Raw genomic sequence first — 24,386 nt, forward strand, 5'->3', positions numbered from 1 at the left:
GCGATGGCCGAGGCCAAGCTGCGGATCGACAAATGGTTGTGGCAGGCGCGGTTCTTCAAGACCCGTAGCCTGGCCGCCAAACAGGTCAGCGGCGGCCATGTGCGTCTGAACGGAAATCGGGTGCTGAAACCGGCGCAAGCCGTGGCACCCGGAGATGTCCTGACCTTTCCGCAGGGGCGTATTGTTCGGGTTGTACGTATTGAAGCGCTTGGCGTGCGTCGCGGCCCGGCCCCCGAGGCGCAAGCTTTGTACTTCGATATGACCGAAAAGCAGGACGTATCGCCCAAGAATCCTGCGTTTGAGGGAAAAGGTCGTCCAACCAAGAAAGAAAGACGCGCGCTTGATCTTTCTCGCATCCCAAAGGGGTGATCTGACCTTGAAGCGGCGGTCAGACTGGATTAGCTAGTCGCCAAAGCGCAAACGGGAAATCCAACATGACCTACGTTGTCACCGAAAACTGCATTGGCTGCAAATACACCGACTGTGTCGAGGTTTGTCCGGTGGATTGTTTCTACGAAGGTGAAAACACATTGGTCATTCACCCCGACGAATGCATTGACTGCGGTGTCTGCGAACCCGAATGCCCCGCCGACGCCATCCGCCCCGATACCGAGCCGGGGATGGAGCAGTGGGTCGAGTTCAACCGGAAATACTCGGAAATGTGGCCGGTGATCGTGACCAAAAAAGACCCCTTACCCGAGGCCGAGGAACGCGACGGCGAAGAAGGCAAGATGGAGAAATATTTCTCGGAAGCCCCAGGCGAGGGCGGTTGACCGATTCGGCAGCCGGTTACCGTTCATTTGGCATCAATCTGTGCATTAATTAGTTGAGGTAGAAAGGGAATTTCCCATTTACCTCGGCGCGGTCTTTTGAGTGTCGCAAATTTGTGATATACTTAGGACCGAATGATGACTGTGATTGGGATGTGCTCCGTAAGTATGCTCGCTTTGGAGTTCTGAATTTATGACAAATAAGCCGCCTGACGGGGCCATGCAGGGCCTCGGCTGTGGTGCTTTTGTCGTTTCATATCCCGATCAGTAATGAAGGATGAATATGAATGTCGAAATCGAAAAAGCTTGAGTTCCGCCCGAACGATTATGTCGTCTACCCGGCTCATGGCGTAGGTCAGATCGTGTCAATCGAAGAGCAGGAAGTTGCGGGCTTCTCGCTTGAGCTGTTCGTGATTTCTTTTGAAAAAGACAAAATGACCCTGCGCGTGCCGACTAACAAGGTCACTGAATCGGGGCTTCGGTCGCTCAGCTCACCGGATGTGATCAGCCAGGCAATGAAGACGCTGAAGGGCAAAGCCAAGGTCAAGCGTGCCATGTGGTCGCGCCGGGCGCAGGAATACGAGCAAAAGATCAACTCGGGTGACCTGATCTCGATCGCCGAAGTGGTCCGCGACCTGCACCGCACCGACGACCAGCGCGAGCAGAGTTATTCCGAACGTCAGCTGTACGAAGCCGCGCTGGAACGTCTGACACGCGAAGTGGCCGCAGTTTCTGGCGCCGATGAGATTTCGGCTGCCAAACAGGTCGATGAGGTTCTGACCTCACGCGCAGCCTGATCGCGTTCAAGCCAATTTAAGGGTCGTCCCGATATCCGGGGCGGCCCTTTTTCGTGACTAGGCGCTTGGTCTTGTGGTGTGTGTCGGGTATTTTTCTGTAACTGCAGGAAGATACGGGGACATGATGAAGCAAACTGTCAAGTTTCTCTACATCAGCCACGAGCCGGTCTCGGTCTGGTTTCGCTATGGGCTGATCCTGTTCGATGTCGCCTCGATCATCTTTTTTGTCTCCACGGCGAATATCCCGCATGGGCCTGGGCTGACGGCGGCAAGTTTGGGTGTCGGGCTGATCATCCTAATGGATTTCTGCGCGCGGATGTGGATTTCCAAAGACCGCTGGAAACTGCTGCGCCAGATTTACACGATGGCAGACATCGTTGTGATCGTGTCGCTGCTGCTTGACCCGTTCCTGACCGGCAATCTCGCGTTTCTTCGGATATTGCGCGCGTTGCGGCTGATCCATTCCTATCATCTGCTGCGGGATTTGCGCCGAGATAGTCCTTTCTTCCGAACCCACGAGGACGCGGTGATTGCGGCGATCAATCTGATGGTCTTTGTTTTTGCAACCTCGACTGCAGTACTGGTCTTTTTCGTCCCCGAAGATGCGCAGACCCCCTATATCGACGCACTTTATTTCACTATGGCGACCCTGACGACAACGGGGTTCGGAGATATCACGCTGGGCACACCAGCGGGAAAGCTGTTTTCCGTTTTCATCATGGTTGTTGGCGTGGCGTTGTTTGTCCGTCTGGCGCAGGCGATCTTCATGCCGCAGAAAGTGCGCTACAAATGCCCAAGCTGCGGCCTGTTCCGGCACGATCCGGATGCTGTGCATTGCAAACACTGTGGCGCGACGCTGCGCATTGAAACCGGTGGGGCGTCTTAGATTGAGGCTGTCAGCGCCAGGAGGAAGGTGATTTCCGAGGTCTGCTGCGTGGCCCCCAGAATATCACCGGTTTGGCCACCGATCTTGGTCTTGGCGATGCGAGCGACAAAAGCCGCTGCAAGCAGGGCGCAGAGCACCGGCGGAATAGCTGATCCGCCCAGCAGCACTAACGACAGTACGACGGCCAACCCGATGCCAGCCAGAACCGCTGACACAGGGGGCGCACCAACAGAATGGCTCAGCCCCGATTTGCGGGCATTGGGCAGCAGGCGCATCAGCGCGGGCAGCATGGCGCGTGAGAACAGGCAGGCGGCCAACACGCCCGTCAACAGACCTGCACCGATCAGCGCCATGACAGCCGCAATTCGGAGCAGTTGGGCCAGCAGCAAGGCCAGCACGCCGTAGGTGCCGATATGGCTGTCTTTCATGATCTCCAACCGACGTTCGGCTGTAAAGCCGCCCCAAAGCCCATCGACTGTATCGGCTAGCCCGTCTTCGTGCATCGCTCCGGTTGCGATGATCAACGCGGCGACCAGCAGGGCGGCGGTGGCAAGGGTTGGCAGCTGCGCCCAGATTGCAATCCAGGCGACTCCGCAAGCCAGCGCCCCCACAACAAGCCCGGCAAGGGGATAGGCCCAAGCCGCACGCGACTGGCGGGTGAACGCTTGATCGGGCAGGCGCGGTAGGGGCAGGCGCGTCAAAAGGACCAGAGCCAGCGGGATATCCCACAGGGAAAACGGGGCGGTGTCGTTTTTGGTCACTCCCAGGCCTTTCCGGGTCTTGTTGCTTTGCCAGCATTGGTTAAACACACACAACCACTCTGATGCAACGAGGCTTTCCATGCTGCCCGAACTCAATGACCTGAACAGTTTCCGCAATGCGCTGACCGGCGCACCCGGTCCGGACACCGCTGCCAAGCAGGGCGCGGAAGAGCGCAACGGTCAACTAACCAAACCGCCCGGCGCGTTGGGGCGGCTTGAGGATCTGGCGATCTGGTATGCAGGTTGGCGCGGGGATGCGCGGCCTCGGATCGATGCGCCGCAGGTCATCGTGTTTGCTGGCAACCATGGCGTAACTGCTCAAGGTGTCTCGGCGTTCCCGCCCGAAGTGACGGTGCAGATGGTCATGAATTTCGAACATGGCGGCGCGGCGATCAACCAGTTGGCAAAGGCTGCGGGCGCGAAGATGGACGTGCACGCGCTGGAGCTGGACCGTCCGACCGCAGATTTTACCCAAGCCCCCGCGATGAGCGAAGAGGAATTGCTAAGCGCACTGCGCACAGGATGGCAGTCGGTTGATCCGCAGGCCGATCTGCTGGTTGTTGGAGAGATGGGGATCGGAAATACCACGCCGGCTGCCGCCATCGCTTGCGCGCTGTTTGGCGGGGATTCTGCCGACTGGACCGGCCGCGGGACCGGTGTGGATGATGCAGGTCTGGCGAACAAAACCCGGGTTGTTGCGGAAGGCGTCGCTCTGCATGGTCAGGGCGATGGACTTCATATTCTAAGGTGTCTCGGCGGACGCGAGATTGCGGCTATGGCTGGTGCGATAGCCGCCGCGCGCGTATTGCGGATACCGGTTATTCTGGATGGATTCATCTGCACCGCAGCTGCAGCCTGTCTGGCGCAGATTTCGGAAACAGCACTGGATCACACCATCGCGGGCCACCAAAGTGCCGAGGGCGCACATGCCGCGATGCTGTACAAGCTGGGCAAAGAGCCGTTGCTGAGCCTCGGCCTGCGCCTGGGCGAAGGCTCCGGCGGAGCGTTGGCGATCAACATTCTGAAAAGCGCGGTTGCTTGTCATTCCGGCATGGCGACATTTGCTGAAGCGGGTGTGTCGGACGGTTAAGCCGACTTCTTGGCGTGTTCCTCGGCCAGTTCCAGCAGCGCGGTTTCCAGATCTTTTTCCAGTTGCCGCGCACGCTCGATGTATTTCTTGTTTTCGGCTGTCGGCATGCCGGGGATCCACAGTTCTGCAAGCTCGCGCACCGATCCCCGGTCGTGGTGATAGAAGGTCTGCTCGGCCTGTGCGGCCTCGTATTCACTGAGGCCGATATTCTCCAAAACATAGCGGCCCGCGCGTAGCGATCCGTCGAACATCTCGCGGACAATGTCGTTGGCCCCGGCCTGATAGAGTTCATAGACGTGGTTGCGGTCGCGGGCGCGGGCGATGATGTGCAGATCGGGCCGCTGGCGGCGGGCATATCCGACGAGACGGGTGACCTGTTTGTAGTCATCCATGGCCGCGACAAGGACCGCTGCCTTTTCGATTCCAGCAGCGCGCAGCAATTCGGGGCGAGTGGGGTCGCCAAGGAAGCCTTTGACACCGAACCGTCGCATCAGCTGGATCGTTTCGATATCGTGGTCCAGAACAACTGTTTTAAACCCACTTGCCTGTACCAGCCGGTTGACGATCTGCCCAAAGCGACCGATCCCGGCGATGATGACAGGGCCTTTTTCGTCAATCTGATCGGGTTCAACCTGCGGATTGCTCTCGCCGAGAAAGCGCGAAAGTACGTCGTAGACGATAAACAGAAGCGGTGTGATCAACATGGTCAGCGCAATGATCATCAACAGTTTTTGCGACAAACCCGGCGGAATCACGTTCTGCTGCGTAGAAAACGCCAACAAGACAAAGCCGAATTCACCGGCCTGGGCCAAACCCAGCGTGAACAGCCAGTGATCGCGCCCGCGCAGCTTGAAGGCGCGCCCGACGATGAACAGGATGATCCCCTTGGCCAGTATGACCAGCAAGGCCAAACCGATCAGGTCAAACGGGTCGGCGAAGAAATACCCGATATCGATCCCAGCGCCCACGGTGATGAAGAACAGGCCCAGCAACAGCCCCTTGAACGGCTCAAGGTCGCTTTCCATTTCGTGTCGGAACTCCGAACTGGCCAGAACCACTCCGGCCAGAAACGCGCCAAGAGCGGGCGACAGGCCCACAAGGGTCATCAGGAACGAGATGCCGACCACGATCATTAGCGCCAGTGCCGTATACATCTCGCGCAGGTGGGTGGCGTGGATGAAACGAAACAGTGGGCGGGTCAGGTAGATGCCAGCCAATACGACAAACGCGACGGCGCCAATGGTGACAAGCGTAACGGCCCAGCCGGGCAGACCTTCGACCAGCGAGAGTTTGGCGTGATAATCCGCGTCTTTGGCTATGCCTACGCCACGGCTGATGGAGCCGTCATCTTCGATGTGGATACTTGCGGGCAGGGCAAGCAGCGGCAGGAAAGCTAGGATCGGGATTACGGCAATGTCCTGCGTCAGCAGGACCGAGAAGGTCGCTCGACCTCCGTTGGTTTGCATCAGGCCCTTTTCGGACAGGGTCTGCAGCACGATTGCCGTGGAAGAAAGCGACAAGGTCAATCCAACCGCCAGCGCCACCGACCATTGATGACCCGCATAGAACGCCACAGCTGCGATTGCTGCGGTCGACAGGCCGACCTGCAGCCCGCCCAAGCCTAACAATTTGTCCCGCATATCCCACAAGGCACGGGGCTCAAGCTCGAGCCCGATCAGGAACAGCATCATCACGACGCCGAATTCGGCCACATGCTGCAGGCTTTCCGTCTCGGCCCCGACAAGGCCCAAAATTGGGCCAATGGCGATGCCCGCAGCTAGGTAACCAAGCACCGATCCCAGACCCAGACGGGCGGAAAGCGGCACCGCGATCACCGCAGCTGCCAGATAGATCGATGCCTGATAAAGGAACTCGTTCATTATTGTCCTCTTAAATCCGCTCAGGTCGGGAGCGGCGCGTCGCGTTTCAATTGGTCCATTACGATCTGGCTTTGCACCCGTGCAACTGCAGGATGCGGCAGGATCACTTCGTGAAGCAAGGTATTGAGTGCGGATAAGTCGTCACAATAGACGTGAAGCAGATAATCTGCCTCACCTGTCATCGTCCAGGCGCTGGTGATCTCGGGGCGGGTGTTGACCATGCGGGCGAAGCCTGCGGATTGTTCGGGACCATGAGTGCCCAGATGCACCTGAATGAACCCCTGAACCTGTAGCCCCAGCCTCAGCGGGTCCAGTCGTGCGGTGTACCCTGTGATGTAACCCTCGGCCTCAAGGCGCTGTCGGCGACGGCCCGCCTGACTGGCGGATAGATTCAGCACATCACCCAATTGCTGCGACGTCAGATGCGCGTCGCGCTGCAAAGCTGCGAGTATTCCGATATCAATCCGATCCAGCACGTGCGGCGTTTCCTCAAGATTTGCAATCAATATGCGGAAAGTACGCATCTAAACTTAGTTTATACGAAAACAATGCGCAGAAACAGCACTCATTAAGGCGTATTTTTGAATCAGCAAAGAAATTCCTGTTTTCCGAGGAGACGCGCCATGGGTCCTTTCCCGCATAACGCCCCGAAATCTGTCATCAGCGAAGAAAACCCAGCCGGTACCGACGGGTTTGAGTTTGTTGAATTCGCACACCCCGAGCCGCAAGAGCTGCGAGACCTGTTTGCGCGAATGGGCTTCGACTATGTCGGCTATCACCGCGACACCCCCAAGGTCGAGCTTTGGCAACAGGGTGATGTAACCTACATTCTGAACGCGGATCCTGATAGTTTTGCAGCCAAATTCGTGGCCGAGCACGGCCCCTGCGCCCCTGCCATGGGCTGGCGCGTTGTTGATGCTCAGAAGGCTTATGAGCACGCGATCGCCAAAGGGGCTGAGCCCTATGATGGCGCAGACAAGACCATGAACGTTCCGGCGATCAAGGGCATTGGTGGTTCGCTGATCTACTTCATCGATCAGTATTATGACACCTCGCCCTACAATGAGGAATTTGAATGGCTGGAGCAGTCAAAACCGCGCGGCGATGGGTTCTACTATCTCGATCACCTGACCCACAACGTATTCAAGGGCAACATGGACAAGTGGTTCAAATTCTACGGCGACCTGTTCAACTTCCGTGAAATCCGCTTTTTCGACATTCAAGGTAAGTTCACCGGGCTTTACAGTCGCGCGTTGACTTCACCTTGTGGTCGCATCCGCATTCCGATCAATGAAGATCGTGGCGAGACCGGACAGATCGTCTCCTACCTGAAGAAGTACAACGGCGAAGGCATCCAGCATATCGCGGTGGGCAGCGACGACATCTACGCCTCGACCGATGCCATTGCCGAGAAGGGTCTGAAGTTCATGCCCGGTCCGAACGAGGCCTATTATGACATGTCTTACGACCGTGTGTCCGGCCATGATGAGCCCAAGCATCGGATGATGAAGCACGGCATTCTGATCGACGGCGAAGGTGTAGTTGATGGCGGTGAGACCAAGATTCTGCTGCAGATCTTTTCGAAAACAGTCATTGGCCCGATCTTCTTTGAGTTCATTCAGCGTAAAGGGGATGACGGGTTTGGTGAGGGCAACTTCAAAGCCCTGTTTGAATCGATCGAACGCGAGCAGATCGAGTCGGGTGAAATCTCGGCAGCCTAAACATGAATCAATGAAATCAACCGAGCGCCGTGTCTGACCGACATGGCGCTTTTTCTTTACCCGCGCGGCATCTTGAGCGTGATGTTCTTGCCGCGCTTCTGATAGCGCAACTCGCTGTCGCCGATGGCGATGACATTACCTCCGTCGATGCGATCGCCCACCTTCAGCTTTTTGTAGCGTCCGCTGGGCAGGCGGACCAAAGCACGGCGGTTTGCCGGGGTGCCGTACACGCCGATTAGGTTCAACTTGCGCAGGTTAATCGCGTTGTCGATGGTTGCTTGTCTCGCAACTGACGCGGAAGACGGAATTTTGGGATTGACCGTTCTGGGCTGGAACGAACCAACTTCATCGGCATTACTGGCCACATTTGCGGTCGAGGCCAGCGCTGCACTCCCAGAACTAGGTTGCCGTGTCGCGCGCGCCGTGATGCTGGCAGGCCTGATTTTTGGACGGGGTACCCGTACAACAGCCAGCGCAGTCGGGGTTTCATCGACCTGCGGAGGGGTTTGCAGAGACTCGGGCCGCAGCTTAGGCCGGACCGAGGCCAGCTCTTGCCGGGATCGACCGCCAAGTTGCTGGCGTTCGAATTGATCCACCAGATTTTCCGGGCGTGGCCGTGGGCGAAACGCCGCGAGTCTCTCATCGACCTCTTCTATGACAACGGGTTCTGTTTCGAACCTGGTTGGGGGTTCGGGGGGCACGGATGCGGGACGACCCAGATAAACCATCACACCGGCCGGGTTCAGCGTGCCTTCGGCACTTGGCGTCACAAATCCGCGTTCATCCAGGTTGAACCGCTGCCCCGCTTGGCCTGGCAAAGAGATCGACTCAAAAGACGCATCTGTGTCGAGGCTGGCAAGTTCGGGTAGTGCGACGGAATCGGTCGACAGGTCCGAGCGATCGACCGATGTGAGATATTGATTATCCACGCCAGCCACAGGCGCTGGCTCCAGGCCTGAAGGTTCAACGGGGGCGGTGCCGGTAAACTCACGAAACTCGGTTCTGCTCTCTGGCAGATCAGCGATGTCTTCGACCGGCTCCGGTTCAATCTTCAGTGCTTCGAGAATGGCCTCGTCCGTGGGGGTGAGCACCGGTTCTTCCTCTGCCACTTCAGGTTCTTGTGGGAGGCTTGCGATCTCGGTTTCCTGAGGTTCGGGTTGTGCCTGCGGTTCTGCAGTTGCAGTTTCTGGCTCTGGTTGCAGCTCGGGCTCTAACGGTTCGGCCACTTCGACAATTTCGGGGTCAGAGCTGTTGTAAGACCAGACACCCAGCAACATTCCAACCACAACCGACGCTGCGATCGCAGGAATTGCAAAGCGTTTCAGATCCGTTCCTGTCTTGGCAGACGAGGGCAGTGCTTTGGTAGCAGGCTCAAATGCAGGGGGGGCTGCATCTTCAGCGATGGCGTGAACCGGTATGTCCGGCGTATCAACGGGTTTGGGGGCCGCAATCACTGCGTCCTCATCCACAATGATCGGCAGTTCCAGAAATGGCGCGTCCAGAGCATCGTTGCCGGTTGCGCTGACCCAGAATGCCTCGGGGATAAAGCCATGATCGGTGGCAAATGCGCTGGCTTCGTCCAGCGTTTGCTGGGCCACAGCGGCAACCGGGGTCTCAGTCCCCACGTCGCCCGCGACATAAGCCAGCTCTGAGAGCTCATAGGGCGTGGCTGCGGCCAACGTATCCTTGACCTTTTTCGCCGCTGCATCGGTGTCCAAACCATCGGTGTCGACAACCAAGAGGCGCACCTGATCGGATGGAATAACAAGCTTGCAACTCAGGTCATTTTCCAGCGCGAATCCCTGATCCCGAAGGGCCTGCATCTGGTCCGCGAAATCTGACGCATCTAATGGAACGGTTCCAATGCAGTACCAGTCTCCATCCGACTGATGATGCAAGGAAATGCCGTTTTCAGAAAATGACAGCGCAAAGGCGGGTTTCATAATCGCGATGAACCATAATTGTCGGCTTTTATGCAAACGCTTAGATGTCTGCCCGCCGAGATTAGAGCAGGAACTCGCCGAGGGAAAGAAAAAGGCACGTTTCCCCCTTGCCGTGTACGGGCCCGACCACCCATCTTGAGAGCAAGCATCAAGGAGGGATCATCTTGAAGACACTTGCTTTTTTGGCCGCCATGGTCGCTGCCACCGCGACTCTGCCCGCCCATGCGGAAGAACGTCGCATCTCGGTCAGCGGGACCGGTACGGCTCTGGTTGCACCCGATATGGCAACGATAACACTGGGCGTGACCAATCAGGATGCGCAGGCATCGGTAGCGATGCAGGCGACCTCGGATGCGGTGACGCAGATCCTCAAACGACTGGACGAAATGGGATTGGAGGCGCGCGATGTTCAGACGCGCGATCTTTCGCTTTCACCGGTCTGGTCGGGGCGCAGCAATTCCAGCAATGAGCCACCCAAGATCACTGGGTTCACCGCGTCCAACCGCGTTTCGGTTCGCGTGCGGGATCTGGATAATCTGGGCCAGATCATGGATGCGGTCATCAAGGATGGTGCGAATGATTTCGGCGGTCTGAGCTTTGGCGTGCAAGAGCCCAAACCGCTTGAGGCTGAAGCACGGGCCAAAGCTGTGGCAGATGCGACCGAGAAGGCGCAGCAACTAGCGCAGGCGTCCGGGGTTACGCTGGGTCCCATCCTATCGATCAACGACCACGGCGGAGGTGTTCGCCCGATGGCTCAGATGCGCGAGATGGCGATGTCGGACGCCGGTGGCGTGCCGGTCGCAGGCGGAGAGATTTCCGTTTCGGTCAATATCGCGATGGAGTTCGAAATCGCGGAGTAAGCTACGATCCAACGCGGGCTTGCAGCGGTTGGCGCTGCTGGCCCGATGCATCGAAATTCCCCGGCGCAAGCCAGTTCTCGAATGCCGCGCGAATGCGCGGCCACTCGCTGTCGATAATCGAAAACCACGCCGTATCCCGGTTGCGCCCTTTGTAATGGGTCGCCTGCCGGAAGACGCCCTCGAACGTGAAACCCAAACGTTCAGCTGCGCGTTTTGATGGCGCGTTCAGGGCGTCGCATTTCCATTCATAGCGGCGATAACCAAGCTCATCGAACACCCGGCGCATCATCAGATACATCACTTCGGTTGATTGCGGTTTAAGCTGCAGCAAGGGTGAGAAATGGATGTGGCCCACTTCTATTGCACCCGCGGCTGGTTCGACTCGAAGGTACGAGGCCATCCCGACGGGTACCTCATCCGCGTCGAACACTGTATGGAACATCGGGTCCGCATCCATGCAATTTGACTGCGCCCATGCGGTGAAATCCGCCTCAGAGTCGAACGGGCCGTAGGGAAGGTAAGTCCAATTGCGGCCGTCCATGTCATTGGCAAACGCCCGGTACAAGCCGGGCGCGTGCCTGTTTACATCCAATGGCACAACGGAACAGAACCGGCCCTGCATCGGTGTGTAAGGGGGCGTGGGGCGAGGGAACTCGCCCGTGACCGAAAAACCGATGGGTTGACCCAGTTCATTTGTGTTGTGCCCGGTCATCGGATCAGGCGCTGGCTTTGGACAGAGCCTGATCGAGATCAGCGATCAGATCGTCTGCATCCTCGATCCCGATGGACACGCGCACCACTCCAGGGCCTGCGCCTGCAGCTTCCTGCTGCTCGGGCGTCAACTGACGGTGTGTGGTCGAGGCCGAGTGGATGATCAGCGACCGTGCGTCGCCAAGGTTGGCCACGTGGCTGAAGATCTCAAGCGCGTTCACCAGCTTGACGCAGGCGTCATAGCCACCCTTCACCGCAAAGGTGAACAGGGCACCCGCGCCGCGCGGGTAGTGCTTTTTTACCCTGTCGCTATAGGGCGAGGATGGCAGGCCAGCATATGTCACGTAATCCACACGGTCGTCTGCCTCGAGCCACGCTGCTATTTTCTGCGCGTTTTCGACATGGCGCTCCATCCGTAGCGATAGCGTTTCTATCCCCATCAGCGTGTAATGCGCCGCCTGAGGGTTCATCGTCATGCCCAGATCGCGTAGACCGATCGCGATGCCGTGGAATGTAAAGGCGAGCGGGCCGAAGGTCTCGTGGAATTTCAGGCCGTGATAGGCGGGTTCGGGTTCGCTGAGCGAAGGAAACTTGTCATTTGCCGACCAGTCGAACTTGCCCGAATCCACGATGCAGCCGCCGGTCACGGTGCCGTTTCCGGTCAGGTACTTGGTGGTCGAATGCACGACCAGCGTCGCGCCCTGTTCAATCGGGCGGCACAGGTAGGGCGTGGCCGAGGTGTTGTCGACGATCAGCGGAATGCCTGCTGCATCGGCTAAATCCGCCAGAGCACGGATATCAGTGACATAGCCGCCGGGATTGGCGATGGATTCGCAGAATACTGCACGGGTGTTTTCGTCGATAGCGGCCTTCACAGCGTCCAGATCATCGGTATCAACGAATTTGGCCGACCAGCCGAAACGTTTGATCGTCTGGCTAAACTGCGTCACCGTCCCACCGTAGAGGCGGGTCGAGGCGACAACATTGCAGCCCGGCCCCATCAGCGGGAAAAGCGCCATGATCTGCGCTGCGTGTCCCGAGGAACAGCAGACCGCACCGACACCGCCTTCAAGCGTCGCCACACGTTCCTGCAGCACCGCAACAGTCGGGTTGGTCAGGCGCGAATAGATAAAACCCACTTCCTGCAGGTTGAACAACGCGGCGGCGTGTTCCGCGTCGCGAAATACATATGCCGTGGTCTGGTAGATCGGTGTCTGGCGCGCGCCTGTGGCAGGGTCGGGGCGAGCCCCGGCGTGAATTTGCAGCGTGTCAAAACCGTAGGTGGGTCCGTCAGACATCGAGGAAATCTCCTGTTGGAATGTGTGTTGCTGAATCTCTAGGACATTGGCTCGCCCGGCACAATGTCCGCTTCACCGTAGCCAAAGCCCCTTGGACTTGATCGTTTTGCGAATGACCTGTTCGCGTGCGGGCAGGTTGTTTCGGTCGAACAATGCCCGGATCTTCGCACCCTTGCGCTGTATCACGAGCTTCTTCAGTGGATCATAGCCTTTGAGCACTTTTTTGATCTTGTTCGGGGCCACGACGGTTTCCAATATCTCGACCACATGATCGCTTTCGCGGGCGTAGAGCATCGGGAACAGGCGATAGTGGCAGCTGATCCGACCATCCAGCAGGCCCTCGGGCAGGGCATCCCGTCCGCCACCGAAGGAATGGATGACCAGCGGCAAGGCGATCTGATCTAGCCACGGGTTCAGAACTTGCCCGGTCAGTTCGGGGATTTCCTCGTCGCGAATGGTGCGGGCATAGCCCATAAACCGCTCACCAAATTGGCGGGGGCATTTGTAGAAGAAATAACCGGCGTTAAAATACAGGTAGCGCCGCCAATAACCCTCGGGCTGGCTGGGATCGAGAGAGCTTTCGAAATCCAGCCCGAACCGGTCATACAGTGCGCGCCAGATACCCTCATATCCTGGGCCGTAGAGCGTGGGTTTGGGCCATGTTCCCTCGACCCGAAGTGAGGCGCCGGGCTGTTCGAAATCGAACGGGACGTCGGAAATTTCGCCGGTGATCAGAGTGTCGGAGTCGAAAAAGACAAAGGGCTCGCCCTCTGGCATCGCCAGCAAAGCTTCGATCTTGTTGCCATTGGGATAGCTCGAGCCAAAAGCATGAGACTCAAAAGGCAGAATCTCGGCACCCAGATGCTGCAGGGCTTCAAGAACTTCGGCATCCTGAATGCTGGGGTTCTGAGGCCAAAGAGGGCCGGGCTGTGGTACCCCCACGAACAACCGACCTTTGAACCCTGATGAGCTGTGGCGCAGCGAGGCGGCGAACAAAAGCGCCTCGTATTGCAGCCGGTTGTTTTGCCCGATGATGAGGATGTTGAATGTCGCCGGGCTTGCCTGCATCGTGTTGCGCTTTCTGATCGGGCCGGTATTCGGCCGCTGCCTCAACCGGAAGTACAACAAGCTGTGAAGGGCGTCAAAACCCCAAGCATGACCGGTTTGCAAATCCGGCTCGTGCTCCCATCTAATGCTACAGCAACGCAGGAGGATTGCATATGCTGGTCAATGCAGATTTCACACAGCGGGCCGCCGTTCACTTTGATCAGACCGAATGGGTCGCGTCACCGGCTGCTGGCGTCGAACGCAAGATGCTGGACCGCATTGGCGAGGAAGTGGCGCGTGCCACAACCATCGTGCGCTTTGCCCCCGGCAGCGCGTTTTCGGCGCATACTCATGACGGGGGTGAGGAATATCTGGTGCTGGACGGTGTGTTCCAGGATGAAACCGGAGATTTCCCTGTCGGCAGCTATGTACGCAATCCCCCGACGTCCTCCCATACACCTTCGGCCAGCGAAGGCGCGACTATTCTGGTCAAACTGCATCAGCTCGACCCCGATGACCGCACTGAGGTTCGGCGCTCGATCAACGGGGGCGGAAATATCGATTTGTTCAAGGATGCGCATGAGGATGTCCAGGTGCAAACCTGGGGCGCGGGCGAACATATTGAATTGGACGCAGATAAGGGGTTTGAGGTCTTTGTTATCGAAGGTGGCTTTGCCGAGGCGGGCGAAGAATTTGGCACTTGGGACTGGTTGCGCTTGCCGCCTGGATCACGCTTTGCTGCTGTAGCAGGTGAGGGCGGAGCCCGTGTTTGGATCAAATCCGGCCACCTGGGTGGGATGGTCTGAGCCACCGCTGCCAACAATATAGGCAATTTCTGACTGAATCCGGACCATTCCGCCCGGATTTTTCATTTTTTGACCATTTGGCAAATTTTACCAATTGATAAAAAATCAGATTGTGGCAAGCTGGGGTCCATAACAAACATATCTACAGGGAGTAGAGTGATGGCACAGGGCCAGATGGCACCCGGGATCGTCTCCGGGCGGCTTTCCAGCGATGAGCTGACCTCGAATTTCACCGATCTGCATCCGCCACTGGCCCCGCACGAGGCCGCTGTGGCCGCCGATCGATGCTATTTCTGCTATGACGCGCCATGTGTGACGGCATGTCCTACGGATATCGATATTCCGTTGTTCATTCGCCAGATTCAGGCCGGGCAACCGCAGGCGGCAGGGCAGACCATTCTGGAGCAGAACATTCTGGGCGGCATGTGTGCCCGGGTTTGTCCGACCGAAACTTTGTGTGAAGAGGCTTGCGTGCGTGAGACGGCCGAAGGCAAGCCGGTCGAGATCGGACGCCTGCAGCGTTATGCAACCGATGATGTGATGGCCTCGGGTGCGCATCCGTTCGAGCGCGCCGCATCAACCGGCAAGACAATTGCCGTAGTTGGGGCAGGGCCCGCCGGTCTGGCCTGTGCGCATCGTCTGGCGATGCAGGGGCACGATGTGGTGATCCACGAAGGCAAGCCCAAGCCAGGCGGTCTGAACGAATACGGGATTGCGGCGTATAAATCTACCAATGATTTTGCACAGGCCGAGGTCGATTGGCTGCTTAAAATAGGCGGGATCGCGATCGAGACCGGTTCGTTTCTGGGAGAGACGATTTCTCTGGAAGGGTTGCAGGAGAACTATGACGCTGTTTTCCTGTCAATAGGACTTGCGGGGGTGAACGCACTGCGGGCTGATGGGGTCGATAAAGACGGGGTGCGCCCGGCGGTCGACTTTATCTCGGATGTGCGACAGGCCAGCGATCTGGTTGATCTACCTGTGGGTCGCAATGTCGTTGTGATTGGCGGTGGTATGACTGCCGTAGATGCGGCAGTGAAATCGAAACTGCTAGGCGCTGAGCACGTCACCATCGCCTATCGCCGAGGTCGCGACGCGATGGGTGCAAGCCGGTACGAACAGGATTTGGCGGCATCGCATGGTGTTCGGATTCTCTGCAATGTTCAGCCGGTGGCTATTCACGGAAATGGTGCCGCAGCAGAGATCGAATTGGAGTATACTGCTAGCCATGATGGTCGACTGACCGGAACGGGTGAAACTGTCCGTGTGCCCGCCGATCAGGTTTTTAAGGCCATCGGTCAGACGCTTGACGGTGCGCCGGAAGGCCTAACGCTGGATGGCAATAAGATTGCCGTGACCGGGGCGGGACGCACTTCAATGACCGGTGTGTGGGCTGGCGGAGACTGTGCGGCAGGAGGCGAAGACCTGACCGTGACCGCCGTAGCCGAAGGTCGCGATGCCGCGATGGATATCCACGCTGCTCTGAGCGCGTGAAACTCAAAGACAAAGATGCAGAACAGCATCAGGGAGGCCGGATAAATGGCTGATTTAACATCAAACTTTATTGGAATATCAAGCCCGAACCCGTATTGGCTGGCCTCCGCGCCACCGACGGATAAGGAGTACAATGTTCGCCGCGCCTTCGAGGCCGGATGGGGCGGCGTAGTGTGGAAGACCTTGGGGGCCGAGGGGCCTCCGGTCGTGAATGTGAACGGCCCACGCTATGGCGCGATTTATGGCGCGGACCGCCGGTTGTTGGGACTCAACAACATCGAACTGATCACAGATCGGCCGCTTGAGGTGAACCTTGAGGAAATGGCCCGCGTAAAGGCGGATTATCCAGATCGCGCCCTGATCGCCTCGATCATGGTGCCCTGTGAGGAGGCTGCTTGGAAGGCCATTCTGCCGCGTGTGGCCGAAACCGGTGCGGACGGGATCGAGCTGAATTTTGGCTGTCCGCACGGGATGAGCGAGCGGGGTATGGGATCTGCCGTGGGGCAGGTGCCGGAATACATCGAAATGGTGACCCGTTGGTGCAAACAGTATTACGACCGCCCAGTTATCGTGAAGCTAACGCCGAACATTACGGATATCCGCAAACCTGCGGCGGCGGCGAAGAATGGGGGCGCGGATGCGGTATCGCTGATCAATACGATTAACTCGATCACCAGCGTCAATCTGGATACGTTCAGCCCCGAACCCTCGATTGACGGTAAAGGCAGCCATGGTGGCTACTGCGGACCGGCGGTGAAACCAATCGCGTTGTCGATGGTGTCCGAGATTGCGCGGGCCGAAGCCACGCATGGGCTGCCGATCTCAGGCATCGGTGGCGTCACCACTTGGCGCGATGCAGCAGAGTTTATCTCGCTGGGTTGCGGCACTGTTCAGGTCTGCACTGCAGCGATGACCTATGGGTTTAAAATCATCGATGAATTGACGGCTGGCCTGTCGGAATGGATGGATGAGAAAGGCTATGCCAATATCGACGAAGTGATCGGACGCGCAGTGCCCAATGTGACTGATTGGCAATATCTGAACCTCAACTACATCGCCAAAGCGAAGATCGATCAGGATCAGTGCATCAAATGCGGTCGCTGTTTTGCAGCCTGTGAAGACACCAGCCATCAGGCGATTTCGATGTCGGAGGATCGGGTGTTCGAAGTGATCGACGAGGAATGCGTAGCCTGCAATCTTTGCGTGGATGTGTGCCCTGTAGAGGGGTGTATTTCCATGGAGCCGATGGCCGCCGGAGCGGTTGATCCGCGCACAGGCAAGGTCGTTGATCCTGAATATGCCAATTGGACGACACACCCCAACAACCCCATGGCGAAAGCGGCGGAGTAGTCAGAGATTTTTCGTCGAAAAATCTTGGCGTAGAAAATTCGGCGAATTTTCTCAGAACAGAATGTCGATGGGTCCGTTGTGGCAGATGATGACATATTGATTGGCGGTGCGGATCAAATGGTATCCGCGCCGTTTCACTTCTGCCTGAAAAGCCGCGTGACCAACCTCGCGTTCGACCCAAGCAACTGAGCGTCGTACAACAGCTCCCGTTCTAGCAGATCGGGACGAGAAAAGCTGGGTGATCCAAGGCTCGGGATCTGAGCGATACGTCATCATGCTCCGAGCTTTTCTCAATAGGGTTAAGTGTTTCTTAAGGTGTAAGCAGTTTTCGATAGAGCGTTTCCACGAACGGAACTGCGCCTTCGAATGGGTCTTCTTCCCCAAGAATTGCCCGGACTTGAACATCGAAATCCGCATAATGCTGTGTCAGTGCCCAGATCGAGAAAATCAGATGATAGGGATGGACTCGTGCAATTTTGCCCTGAGCCATCCAGCTTGTCAGAATCGTGGTTTTTTCATCGACCAGTTTTTTGAGATCGCTGGACAAAGCTTCATGAATGCGCGGCGCGCCCTGAACAAGCTCATTGGCAAAGAGGCGGCTCTCGCGCGGCAGATCGCGGCTCATCTCAAGCTTGCGTTGGATATAAGACAGTATTTCTTCCAGCGGGTCGCCATCCTCATTCAACGCGTGCAGGGGAGCGAGCCAGACTTCAAGCAGACCCGACAACAGGGCTGTATGGATCGCTTCTTTCGATGGAAAATAATAGAGCAGGTTGGGCTTGCTCAGCCCCGCCTCAGCTGCAATTTGGTCGACGGTTGCGCCGCGAAAACCGTGGGCTGAGAACACATTCAGGGCCGCCTCGAGAATCGCTGCTCGGTTCTTTTGCTGAATCCGGGTTGGGGCGCGGTCTTTGGGCATGTTCACCTGTTGTCCTTTTTTCGGCCAGTTGGGTGTCAATTATGTCGAAAATTCCGGCAGGCCACTGCAATTTCTTGACTGATGTCGAACCCGTGATAGCGTGAGTTTGACCAGATGGTCAAATCAAGACACCAAAAGCGAGCCAAATCGCAAGCAACAGGGAAGAACAAGATGGCAGCTCCGGCGCAGAATCTCAGGATCAATGGCGACAGGTTATGGGACAGCCTGATGGAGATGGCCAAGATCGGCCCAGGCGTCGCGGGTGGGAACAACCGTCAGACGCTAACGGACGAGGACGCCGACGGGCGCGCGCTGTTTCAGAAATGGTGCGAGGATGCCGGTTGCTCGATGGGGCTGGACCAGATGGGCAATATGTTTGCCCGACGAGAGGGAGCGGACCCCGAGGCTCTGCCGGTTTATGTAGGGTCGCATTTGGATACGCAGCCCACAGGTGGCAAGTATGATGGCGTTCTTGGCGTGCTTGGTGGGCTGGAGATCATTCGCACGCTGAATGACCTGGGCATCAAGACCAAGCACCCTATTGTGGCCACCAATTGGACCAACGAAGAAGGAACGCGATATGCCCCGGCGATGTTGTCTTCGGGGGTGTTTGCCGGAATGCACACTCAGGACTGGGCTTATGCACGTGAGGATGCCGAAGGAAAGAAGTTCGGGGATGAACTGAACCGCATCGGTTGGCGCGGCGATGAAGAGGTTGGCGCGCGCAAGATGCACGCTTTCTTTGAGTTGCACATTGAACAGGGCCCGATTCTGGAAGCTGAGGGTAAGGATATTGGCGTTGTAACCCATGGTCAGGGTTTGAGCTGGACCCAGGTTACCGTGACCGGCAAGGATGCGCATACTGGGTCTACACCGATGCCGATGCGCAAGAATGCCGGGCTGGCGATGGCGCGTATTCTTGAGAAAGTGGACGAGATTGCATGGTCGCATGCACCTCATGCCGTGGGTGCGGCGGGGCATATCGATGTCTATCCGAACTCACGCAATGTGATCCCTGGAAAGGCAGTGTTCACGGTCGATTTTCGCTCGCCCGAGTTGGACGTGATCACTGATATGGAGAACCGTCTGCGGGTCGCAGCTGAAGACATCGTCGAAGAGATGGGGCTGCAGATCGAATTCGAGAAGGTGGGCGGTTTTGATCCGGTGAAGTTTGATGAGGGTTGCGTGGCGGCGGTGCGCGATGCGGCTGAGCGGTTGGGGTATTCGCATACGGATATCATCTCGGGCGCCGGACATGATGCCTGCTGGATCAACCGGGTGGCGCCAACAGCGATGGTGATGTGCCCATGCGTTGATGGGTTGAGCCATAATGAAGCTGAGGAGATCAGCAAGGATTGGGCTGCAGCTGGGGCGGATGTTCTGTTGCATGCGGTCGTTGAGACGGCTGGGATCGTGGAATAGGGGGCTCTGCCCCCGTCGCCCGATGGGCGGCTCCCCCGGGATATTTTTAGCCAGATGAAGCAAGCGGCGCAGACCGCATCAGGGAGTTTAACATGAGCACTGTAATCAAGAACGGAACCGTTGTGACCGCTGATCTGACCTATAAGGCGGATGTAAAGGTCGAAGGTGGTGTGATTACTGAGATTGGGCCGGACCTGCGAGGTGATAAGGAACTTGATGCATCGGGCTGTTATGTCATGCCCGGAGGGATCGACCCGCACACGCATCTGGAAATGCCGTTTATGGGAACCTATTCCAGCGATGATTTCGAAAGCGGCACACGCGCAGCGCTGGCAGGCGGGACCACGATGGTGGTGGATTTCGCGTTGCCCAATCCGGGCGAAAGCCTGTTGGACGCCCTGAAGCGTTGGGACAACAAGTCAACGCGCGCGAATTGTGATTATTCGTTCCATATGGCGGTGACCTGGTGGGGCGAGCAGGTGTTTGATGACATCAAAACCGTCATCGAGACGCGTGGCATCAACACCTTCAAGCATTTCATGGCCTATAAAGGCGCGCTGATGGTGAACGACGATGAGCTGTTTGCTTCGTTCAAGCGTCTGGCCGAGTTGGGTGGCACCGCGATGGTCCATGCCGAGAATGGCGATGTGGTCGCTGAACTGAGCGCGAAGTTGTTGGCCGAAGGAAACACAGGGCCAGAGGCGCATGCCTATTCCCGCCCACCACAGGTGGAAGGCGAGGCAACCAACCGCGCGATCATGATCGCGGATATGGCGGGTGTGCCGCTCTATGTGGTGCATACTTCCTGTGAGGAGGCGCACGAGGCTATTCGACGCGCCAAGATGCAGGGCAAACGGGTTTGGGGCGAGCCTTTGATCCAACACCTAACATTGGATGAAAGCGAGTATTTCCACCACGATTGGGAGCATGCGGCACGGCGAGTCATGAGCCCTCCGTTCCGGAACAAACAGCATCAGGATAGCTTGTGGAACGGTTTGCAGTCAGGAACGCTGAGCGTCGTAGCAACGGACCATTGTGCCTTTACCACCGAGCAGAAACGATATGGCGTGGGTGATTTCACCAAAATACCGAACGGGACCGGAGGGCTGGAGGATCGGATGCCGATGCTTTGGACACATGGGGTGAATACAGGTAGGTTGACACCGAATGAGTTCGTGGCTGTTACTTCAACTAACATCGCCAAGATATTGAATTGTTATCCGAAAAAAGGTGCGGTTCTCGTGGGAGCGGATGCTGATCTGGTGGTTTGGGATCCGGATAAGGCCAAGGTGATCTCGGCTGATACGCAGCAGTCGTCGATCGACTACAACGTCTTCGAGGGCAAAGAGGTGCGAGGGCTGCCTCGGTTCACGCTGACCCGCGGTGCGGTGGCTGTACATGATGGCGAGATTCAGACTCAGGAAGGGCACGGTAAGTTCGTGGCACGTGAGGCCAATACCCATGTGAACAAGGCGCTGAGCACCTGGAAAGAGTTGACAGCGCCCCGGCCTGTTGAGCGGACAGGTATACCGGCAACGGGAGTATAAACCCCTTGGGTCGCCTTTCTGGCGACTCGGGTCTGAGCTTCTTCAAGGCAATCGAATGAATACAGAAAATACTACTCAGCCCGTTATTGAGGCAAGGCAGCTGGATCTTACATTTCAGACGAATGATGGGCCTATTCATGCGCTGAAAGATGTGAACTTGTCGATTGGCAAGGGGGAGTTCGTTAGTTTTATCGGCCCCTCGGGCTGCGGCAAGACGACGTTCCTGCGCTGTATCGCAGCACTGGAAACACCGACCGGCGGGGCCCTGACCGTGAATGGCATGACGCCTGACGAAGCACGGCGAAAGCGCGCTTATGGGTATGTGTTTCAGGCGGCCGGGCTCTACCCGTGGCGGACCATTGCAAAGAACATCAAGCTGCCGCTTGAGATCATGGGCTATTCCTCTGCCGAGCAGGAGGAACGCGTTAGAAAGGTTCTGGAACTTGTTGATCTTGATGGATTTGGCGGTAAGTTCCCCTGGCAGCTCTCGGGCGGGATGCAACAGCGGGCCAGTATTGCGCGGGCCTTGGCATTTGATGCGGATATTCTGCTGATGGACGAACCGTTCGGTGCGCTGGATGAGATTGTGCGCGACCATCTGAACGAACAGCTTCTGGCATTATGGGCGCGCACCGAGAAGACCATCGGTTTCGTAACACATTCGATCCCCGAAGCGGTGTATCTCAGCACCAAGATCGTGGTGATGAGCCCTCGGCCTGGCCGGATCACGGATGTGATCGATAGCCCTCTGCCGAAAGAGCGGCCTCTGGATATCCGTGATACGCCCGAGTTTATCGAAGTCGCCCACCGCGTGCGAGAAGGATTGCGAGCGGGTCATGGGGATGAAGTGTGATGGCGGGTAAAGGCATCAGGCGGGCATCCCGCGAAGATGTGGGGGATTGCGCGCGCATCATCGCGACCTGGGCCGCCCAGACCGATTGGATACCCGAGGAATTGCCAGAAGAAAAGCTGGCGGATCTGATCCTTGAGGCGTTTCCGAACAGGGACATCTGGATCGCAGGTGATCCGATTGATTGCTATATGTCTGTCGATCCGGTCGAACATAAAGTTGGTGCGCTGTATTGTTTGCGCACTGGGCAGGGCATCGGCAAGCAATTGCTGGATAAGGCGAAGGAGGGGCGCGACCATCTTTGGCTGACCACACATGTGCCAAATGTCGACGCGCAACGGTTTTATCGGCGCGAGGGCTTTGTTGAGACGGGAAGAGAGCCTCCGGTGCCACCTGACACGGTGCCTGTCATTCGGATGGAGTGGCATGCATGAAGCAGATCATTGCAGTCCTCACCGTGATCGCCGCCATTGTCGTTGTCTGGTACGCGGCCTGTATTCCTATGAATATCAAAGGGGTTCTGACTGAACAGGAGCGCGCGGGTGCTGAAGTCCAACCACCTTCAGCCAAGGATCGCCGGGACATGGGGGAGATCGGTCTGGCCTTGAACAACGCGTTTGCAATCCCAGCCACATGGGAGCAGGACCGCCCGCGGCTGCCTGCACCGCATCAAGTTGGGATTGAGCTGTGGGAAACCACGATTGAGAAAAAAATCACCTCGAAACGCTCTCTGATTTATCATGGCTGGGTCACGCTGAGCGCCACGATGCTGGGTTTTGCTATCGGAACCGGGTTGGGCATCCTACTGGCGGTCGGGATCGTGCACAGTCGGGTGATGGATCTGTCGGTGATGCCCTGGGCGATCGTCAGCCAGACCATTCCTATCATTGCGCTGGCTCCGATGATCATTGTCGTTCTGTATTCTGTCGGGGTTCAGGGGATCATTCCTAAGGCGATCATTTCGGCGTATCTGAGTTTCTTCCCCGTCGTCGTAGGCATGGTAAAAGGGCTGCGCAGCCCGGATGCTATGCAGTTGGATTTGCTGCGAACCTACAATGCCAGCCGTTCGCAGGGGTTTTGGAAACTGCGCCTGCCGGCCTCGATGCCCTATCTCTTCACATCGCTGAAAATTGGCGTCGCTGCTTCGCTGGTCGGGGCCATTGTTGGAGAACTGCCGACCGGGGCTGTTGCCGGGTTGGGTGCACGGCTGCTGGCCGGTAGCTACTATGGCCAGACGGTACAGATCTGGTCGGCGCTGTTTGCTGCGGCCATTCTCGCCGCCTGTCTCGTCGGGTTGCTGGGGCTGATCGAGCGGACCGTCCTGAAACGAATGGGGATGGCACAATGATACCTATTCTTGGTGCAATCGCAGTCTGGTTATTGGGCTGGTGGTTGAACAGCCTTCTGGCCAGCGGACCCTATTCTGACACACGGATGGTGCGGTTTCTTGCGCCCCTGATCTTCGGTCTGACCGTGATTGGCATCTGGGAACTGGTGGTGCGTGGACTAGAAGTGCCCTTGGTCATCCTGCCCGCACCATCGGTCATCTGGGACCGTTTCTGGGACAGTTTGCCGACACTTTGGGCTGACTTTGTTCAAACGATCATCAAGGGAGCACTCAGCGGCTACATCATCGGCTGCGGTTCGGCCTTTCTCATGGCAATTGCCGTGGATAGATGGGATTTCCTGCGCCTCGGGCTTCTTCCCGTCGGCAACTTTGTTGCAGCGCTGCCGATCGTGGGCACCGCACCCATTTTAGTGATGTGGTTCGGGTTCGACTGGCATTCCAAGGCGGCGGTCGTCGTAGTGATGGTGTTCTTCCCGATGCTGGTGAACACGGTGGCAGGGCTGCGCGAAGCCACAACGATGCAGCGCGATCTGATGGAGACCTATGCCGCCACCTATTGGCAGAGCTTCCTGAAACTTCGCCTCCCCGCCGCGATGCCGTTTATTTTCAACGGGCTAAAGATTTCTACCACTCTGGCGCTGATCGGCGCTATCGTGGCTGAGTTCTTTGGCTCCCCCACATTGGGCATGGGCTTTCGGATATCGACCAGCGTCGGGCAATTGTCGCTGGACATGGTGTGGGCCGAGATTGTGGTGGCCGCGCTGGCGGGGACGGCCTTCTATGGCGTAGTGGCGATGATCGAAAAGGCGGTGACCTTCTGGCATCCGTCGCAGCGAGGATAAAGGAATAATTCAACAGACCCCATAAACGGGGCAAACATAAGCAA

General features: G+C 57.4%; 25 protein-coding genes. 16 read left to right on the forward strand and 9 right to left on the reverse strand.

Features of this window, described 5'->3' with window-relative positions:
- Positions 1-3: 3 nt before the first annotated feature.
- The 4 genes from ACR0MP_RS14025 (at position 4) to ACR0MP_RS14040 (ending at position 2,453) form a co-directional block, all read left to right on the forward strand.
- Positions 4-369, forward strand: a complete 366-nt coding sequence (locus ACR0MP_RS14025; protein WP_170393403.1) for an RNA-binding S4 domain-containing protein — start codon at positions 4-6, stop codon at positions 367-369.
- Positions 370-434: 65 nt separating this feature from the next.
- Positions 435-773, forward strand: coding sequence for a ferredoxin FdxA (gene fdxA, locus ACR0MP_RS14030; RefSeq protein WP_010439399.1), 339 nt, complete (start codon positions 435-437; stop codon positions 771-773).
- A 284-nt stretch (positions 774-1,057) separates the two neighbouring features.
- Complete coding sequence (locus ACR0MP_RS14035) at positions 1,058-1,567, forward strand: CarD family transcriptional regulator (RefSeq protein WP_010439402.1); 510 nt, start codon at positions 1,058-1,060, stop codon at positions 1,565-1,567.
- A gap of 124 nt (positions 1,568-1,691) precedes the next feature.
- On the forward strand, positions 1,692-2,453 hold the full coding sequence (locus tag ACR0MP_RS14040; RefSeq protein ID WP_480886155.1) for an ion channel: 762 nt from the start codon (positions 1,692-1,694) through the stop codon (positions 2,451-2,453).
- Here ACR0MP_RS14040 and cobS read toward each other — a convergent pair.
- The gene (cobS, locus tag ACR0MP_RS14045) at positions 2,450-3,214 is read right to left on the reverse strand and encodes an adenosylcobinamide-GDP ribazoletransferase (protein ID WP_170626038.1); all 765 of its coding nucleotides are present in this window, start codon (positions 3,212-3,214) and stop codon (positions 2,450-2,452) included. The genes ACR0MP_RS14040 and cobS overlap by 4 nt on opposite strands.
- Before the next feature lie 79 nt (positions 3,215-3,293).
- Here cobS and cobT point away from each other — a divergent pair, with 79 nt between their 5' ends.
- Positions 3,294-4,304 (forward strand): nicotinate-nucleotide--dimethylbenzimidazole phosphoribosyltransferase, encoded by a 1,011-nt coding sequence (cobT, locus tag ACR0MP_RS14050; RefSeq protein WP_480886058.1) that lies wholly within the window; start codon positions 3,294-3,296, stop codon positions 4,302-4,304.
- Here cobT and ACR0MP_RS14055 read toward each other — a convergent pair.
- Together ACR0MP_RS14055 and ACR0MP_RS14060 are read right to left on the reverse strand one after the other, a co-directional pair.
- On the reverse strand, positions 4,301-6,184 hold the full coding sequence (locus ACR0MP_RS14055; RefSeq protein WP_170393396.1) for a monovalent cation:proton antiporter-2 (CPA2) family protein: 1,884 nt from the start codon (positions 6,182-6,184) through the stop codon (positions 4,301-4,303). The two genes, cobT and ACR0MP_RS14055, sit on opposite strands and share 4 nt — an antisense overlap.
- Before the next feature lie 20 nt (positions 6,185-6,204).
- Positions 6,205-6,660 carry an Lrp/AsnC family transcriptional regulator gene (locus ACR0MP_RS14060; RefSeq protein WP_170405101.1) on the reverse strand — a complete coding sequence of 152 codons (456 nt, stop codon included), beginning with the start codon at positions 6,658-6,660 and terminating at the stop codon, positions 6,205-6,207.
- A gap of 147 nt (positions 6,661-6,807) precedes the next feature.
- On the opposite strand from ACR0MP_RS14060, the gene hppD reads away from it, so the two are divergent.
- A complete protein-coding gene (hppD, locus tag ACR0MP_RS14065) occupies positions 6,808-7,905 on the forward strand; it encodes a 4-hydroxyphenylpyruvate dioxygenase (protein WP_170563182.1) in 1,098 nt (365 codons plus the stop codon).
- Between the two features lie 56 nt (positions 7,906-7,961).
- Here the strand turns inward: hppD and ACR0MP_RS14070 are convergent, their stop codons facing one another.
- A complete protein-coding gene (locus ACR0MP_RS14070; RefSeq protein WP_480886056.1) occupies positions 7,962-9,848 on the reverse strand; it encodes a hypothetical protein in 1,887 nt (628 codons plus the stop codon).
- Between the two features lie 164 nt (positions 9,849-10,012).
- On the opposite strand from ACR0MP_RS14070, the gene ACR0MP_RS14075 reads away from it, so the two are divergent.
- A complete protein-coding gene (locus tag ACR0MP_RS14075) occupies positions 10,013-10,708 on the forward strand; it encodes an SIMPL domain-containing protein (protein ID WP_480886054.1) in 696 nt (231 codons plus the stop codon).
- Position 10,709: 1 nt separating this feature from the next.
- On the opposite strand, the gene ACR0MP_RS14080 is transcribed toward ACR0MP_RS14075, so the two are convergent.
- The 3 genes from ACR0MP_RS14080 to ACR0MP_RS14090 form a co-directional block, all read right to left on the reverse strand.
- On the reverse strand, positions 10,710-11,420 hold the full coding sequence (locus tag ACR0MP_RS14080; RefSeq protein ID WP_480886052.1) for a GNAT family N-acetyltransferase: 711 nt from the start codon (positions 11,418-11,420) through the stop codon (positions 10,710-10,712).
- 4 nt (positions 11,421-11,424) lie between these two features.
- Complete coding sequence (locus tag ACR0MP_RS14085) at positions 11,425-12,717, reverse strand: O-acetylhomoserine aminocarboxypropyltransferase/cysteine synthase family protein (RefSeq protein WP_170405113.1); 1,293 nt, start codon at positions 12,715-12,717, stop codon at positions 11,425-11,427.
- A gap of 72 nt (positions 12,718-12,789) precedes the next feature.
- The gene (locus tag ACR0MP_RS14090; RefSeq protein ID WP_170405116.1) at positions 12,790-13,785 is read right to left on the reverse strand and encodes a hypothetical protein; all 996 of its coding nucleotides are present in this window, start codon (positions 13,783-13,785) and stop codon (positions 12,790-12,792) included.
- Between the two features lie 152 nt (positions 13,786-13,937).
- Here ACR0MP_RS14090 and ACR0MP_RS14095 point away from each other — a divergent pair, with 152 nt between their 5' ends.
- The 3 genes from ACR0MP_RS14095 to preA all read left to right on the forward strand — a co-directional run bounded on the left by ACR0MP_RS14095 (position 13,938) and on the right by preA (position 17,414).
- Entirely contained in the window at positions 13,938-14,570 is a 633-nt protein-coding gene (locus tag ACR0MP_RS14095) for a cupin domain-containing protein (protein ID WP_480886050.1), read from the forward strand.
- Positions 14,571-14,729: 159 nt separating this feature from the next.
- Positions 14,730-16,064, forward strand: a complete 1,335-nt coding sequence (locus tag ACR0MP_RS14100; RefSeq protein ID WP_480886048.1) for an NAD(P)-dependent oxidoreductase — start codon at positions 14,730-14,732, stop codon at positions 16,062-16,064.
- Positions 16,065-16,109: 45 nt separating this feature from the next.
- Positions 16,110-17,414, forward strand: a complete 1,305-nt coding sequence (preA, locus tag ACR0MP_RS14105) for an NAD-dependent dihydropyrimidine dehydrogenase subunit PreA (protein WP_170405125.1) — start codon at positions 16,110-16,112, stop codon at positions 17,412-17,414.
- Between the two features lie 51 nt (positions 17,415-17,465).
- On the opposite strand, the gene ACR0MP_RS14110 is transcribed toward preA, so the two are convergent.
- Positions 17,466-17,687: an N-(5'-phosphoribosyl)anthranilate isomerase gene (locus tag ACR0MP_RS14110; RefSeq protein WP_480704565.1), complete on the reverse strand. Its 222-nt coding sequence runs from the start codon at positions 17,685-17,687 to the stop codon at positions 17,466-17,468.
- A 37-nt stretch (positions 17,688-17,724) separates the two neighbouring features.
- Positions 17,725-18,333: a TetR family transcriptional regulator C-terminal domain-containing protein gene (locus ACR0MP_RS14115; protein ID WP_170393378.1), complete on the reverse strand. Its 609-nt coding sequence runs from the start codon at positions 18,331-18,333 to the stop codon at positions 17,725-17,727.
- A 171-nt stretch (positions 18,334-18,504) separates the two neighbouring features.
- Between ACR0MP_RS14115 and ACR0MP_RS14120 the strand changes: the two genes are divergently transcribed.
- The 6 genes from ACR0MP_RS14120 (at position 18,505) to ACR0MP_RS14145 (ending at position 24,342) form a co-directional block, all read left to right on the forward strand.
- Complete coding sequence (locus ACR0MP_RS14120; protein WP_170405131.1) at positions 18,505-19,755, forward strand: Zn-dependent hydrolase; 1,251 nt, start codon at positions 18,505-18,507, stop codon at positions 19,753-19,755.
- Positions 19,756-19,847: 92 nt separating this feature from the next.
- Positions 19,848-21,302: a dihydropyrimidinase gene (gene hydA, locus ACR0MP_RS14125; protein WP_170393377.1), complete on the forward strand. Its 1,455-nt coding sequence runs from the start codon at positions 19,848-19,850 to the stop codon at positions 21,300-21,302.
- Positions 21,303-21,357: 55 nt separating this feature from the next.
- Entirely contained in the window at positions 21,358-22,155 is a 798-nt protein-coding gene (locus tag ACR0MP_RS14130) for an ABC transporter ATP-binding protein (protein ID WP_170405134.1), read from the forward strand.
- Positions 22,155-22,586, forward strand: coding sequence for a GNAT family N-acetyltransferase (locus ACR0MP_RS14135; protein ID WP_170405139.1), 432 nt, complete (start codon positions 22,155-22,157; stop codon positions 22,584-22,586). The genes ACR0MP_RS14130 and ACR0MP_RS14135 overlap by 1 nt, the downstream gene beginning before the upstream one ends.
- Positions 22,583-23,500: an ABC transporter permease gene (locus ACR0MP_RS14140; protein WP_170405143.1), complete on the forward strand. Its 918-nt coding sequence runs from the start codon at positions 22,583-22,585 to the stop codon at positions 23,498-23,500. Before ACR0MP_RS14135 ends, ACR0MP_RS14140 begins: the two co-directional genes overlap by 4 nt.
- Positions 23,497-24,342, forward strand: coding sequence for an ABC transporter permease (locus ACR0MP_RS14145; protein ID WP_170610228.1), 846 nt, complete (start codon positions 23,497-23,499; stop codon positions 24,340-24,342). The genes ACR0MP_RS14140 and ACR0MP_RS14145 overlap by 4 nt, the downstream gene beginning before the upstream one ends.
- The last annotated feature ends 44 nt before the right edge of the window (positions 24,343-24,386 follow it).

It is taken from the genome of Ruegeria sp. K3 (assembly GCF_056531845.1).

Bases quoted from the DNA above. Each gene is read 5' to 3' on its own strand.
- ACR0MP_RS14110 (WP_480704565.1), bottom strand. From the start codon at position 17,687: ATGACGTATCGCTCAGATCCCGAGCCTTGGATCACCCAGCTTTTCTCG.
- ACR0MP_RS14070 (WP_480886056.1), bottom strand. From the start codon at position 9,848: ATGAAACCCGCCTTTGCGCTGTCATTTTCTGAAAACGGCATTTCCTTG.
- hydA (WP_170393377.1), top strand. From the start codon at position 19,848: ATGAGCACTGTAATCAAGAACGGAACCGTTGTGACCGCTGATCTGACC.
- fdxA (WP_010439399.1), top strand. From the start codon at position 435: ATGACCTACGTTGTCACCGAAAACTGCATTGGCTGCAAATACACCGAC.
- ACR0MP_RS14040 (WP_480886155.1), top strand. From the start codon at position 1,692: ATGAAGCAAACTGTCAAGTTTCTCTACATCAGCCACGAGCCGGTCTCG.
- ACR0MP_RS14100 (WP_480886048.1), top strand. From the start codon at position 14,730: ATGGCACAGGGCCAGATGGCACCCGGGATCGTCTCCGGGCGGCTTTCC.
- cobT (WP_480886058.1), top strand. From the start codon at position 3,294: ATGCTGCCCGAACTCAATGACCTGAACAGTTTCCGCAATGCGCTGACC.
- ACR0MP_RS14080 (WP_480886052.1), bottom strand. From the start codon at position 11,420: ATGACCGGGCACAACACAAATGAACTGGGTCAACCCATCGGTTTTTCG.
- ACR0MP_RS14025 (WP_170393403.1), top strand. From the start codon at position 4: ATGGCCGAGGCCAAGCTGCGGATCGACAAATGGTTGTGGCAGGCGCGG.
- ACR0MP_RS14055 (WP_170393396.1), bottom strand. From the start codon at position 6,184: ATGAACGAGTTCCTTTATCAGGCATCGATCTATCTGGCAGCTGCGGTG.
- ACR0MP_RS14145 (WP_170610228.1), top strand. From the start codon at position 23,497: ATGATACCTATTCTTGGTGCAATCGCAGTCTGGTTATTGGGCTGGTGG.
- ACR0MP_RS14035 (WP_010439402.1), top strand. From the start codon at position 1,058: ATGTCGAAATCGAAAAAGCTTGAGTTCCGCCCGAACGATTATGTCGTC.
- ACR0MP_RS14095 (WP_480886050.1), top strand. From the start codon at position 13,938: ATGCTGGTCAATGCAGATTTCACACAGCGGGCCGCCGTTCACTTTGAT.
- hppD (WP_170563182.1), top strand. From the start codon at position 6,808: ATGGGTCCTTTCCCGCATAACGCCCCGAAATCTGTCATCAGCGAAGAA.
- ACR0MP_RS14140 (WP_170405143.1), top strand. From the start codon at position 22,583: ATGAAGCAGATCATTGCAGTCCTCACCGTGATCGCCGCCATTGTCGTT.
- ACR0MP_RS14115 (WP_170393378.1), bottom strand. From the start codon at position 18,333: ATGCCCAAAGACCGCGCCCCAACCCGGATTCAGCAAAAGAACCGAGCA.
- ACR0MP_RS14135 (WP_170405139.1), top strand. From the start codon at position 22,155: ATGGCGGGTAAAGGCATCAGGCGGGCATCCCGCGAAGATGTGGGGGAT.
- ACR0MP_RS14090 (WP_170405116.1), bottom strand. From the start codon at position 13,785: ATGCAGGCAAGCCCGGCGACATTCAACATCCTCATCATCGGGCAAAAC.
- preA (WP_170405125.1), top strand. From the start codon at position 16,110: ATGGCTGATTTAACATCAAACTTTATTGGAATATCAAGCCCGAACCCG.
- ACR0MP_RS14120 (WP_170405131.1), top strand. From the start codon at position 18,505: ATGGCAGCTCCGGCGCAGAATCTCAGGATCAATGGCGACAGGTTATGG.
- ACR0MP_RS14085 (WP_170405113.1), bottom strand. From the start codon at position 12,717: ATGTCTGACGGACCCACCTACGGTTTTGACACGCTGCAAATTCACGCC.
- ACR0MP_RS14130 (WP_170405134.1), top strand. From the start codon at position 21,358: ATGAATACAGAAAATACTACTCAGCCCGTTATTGAGGCAAGGCAGCTG.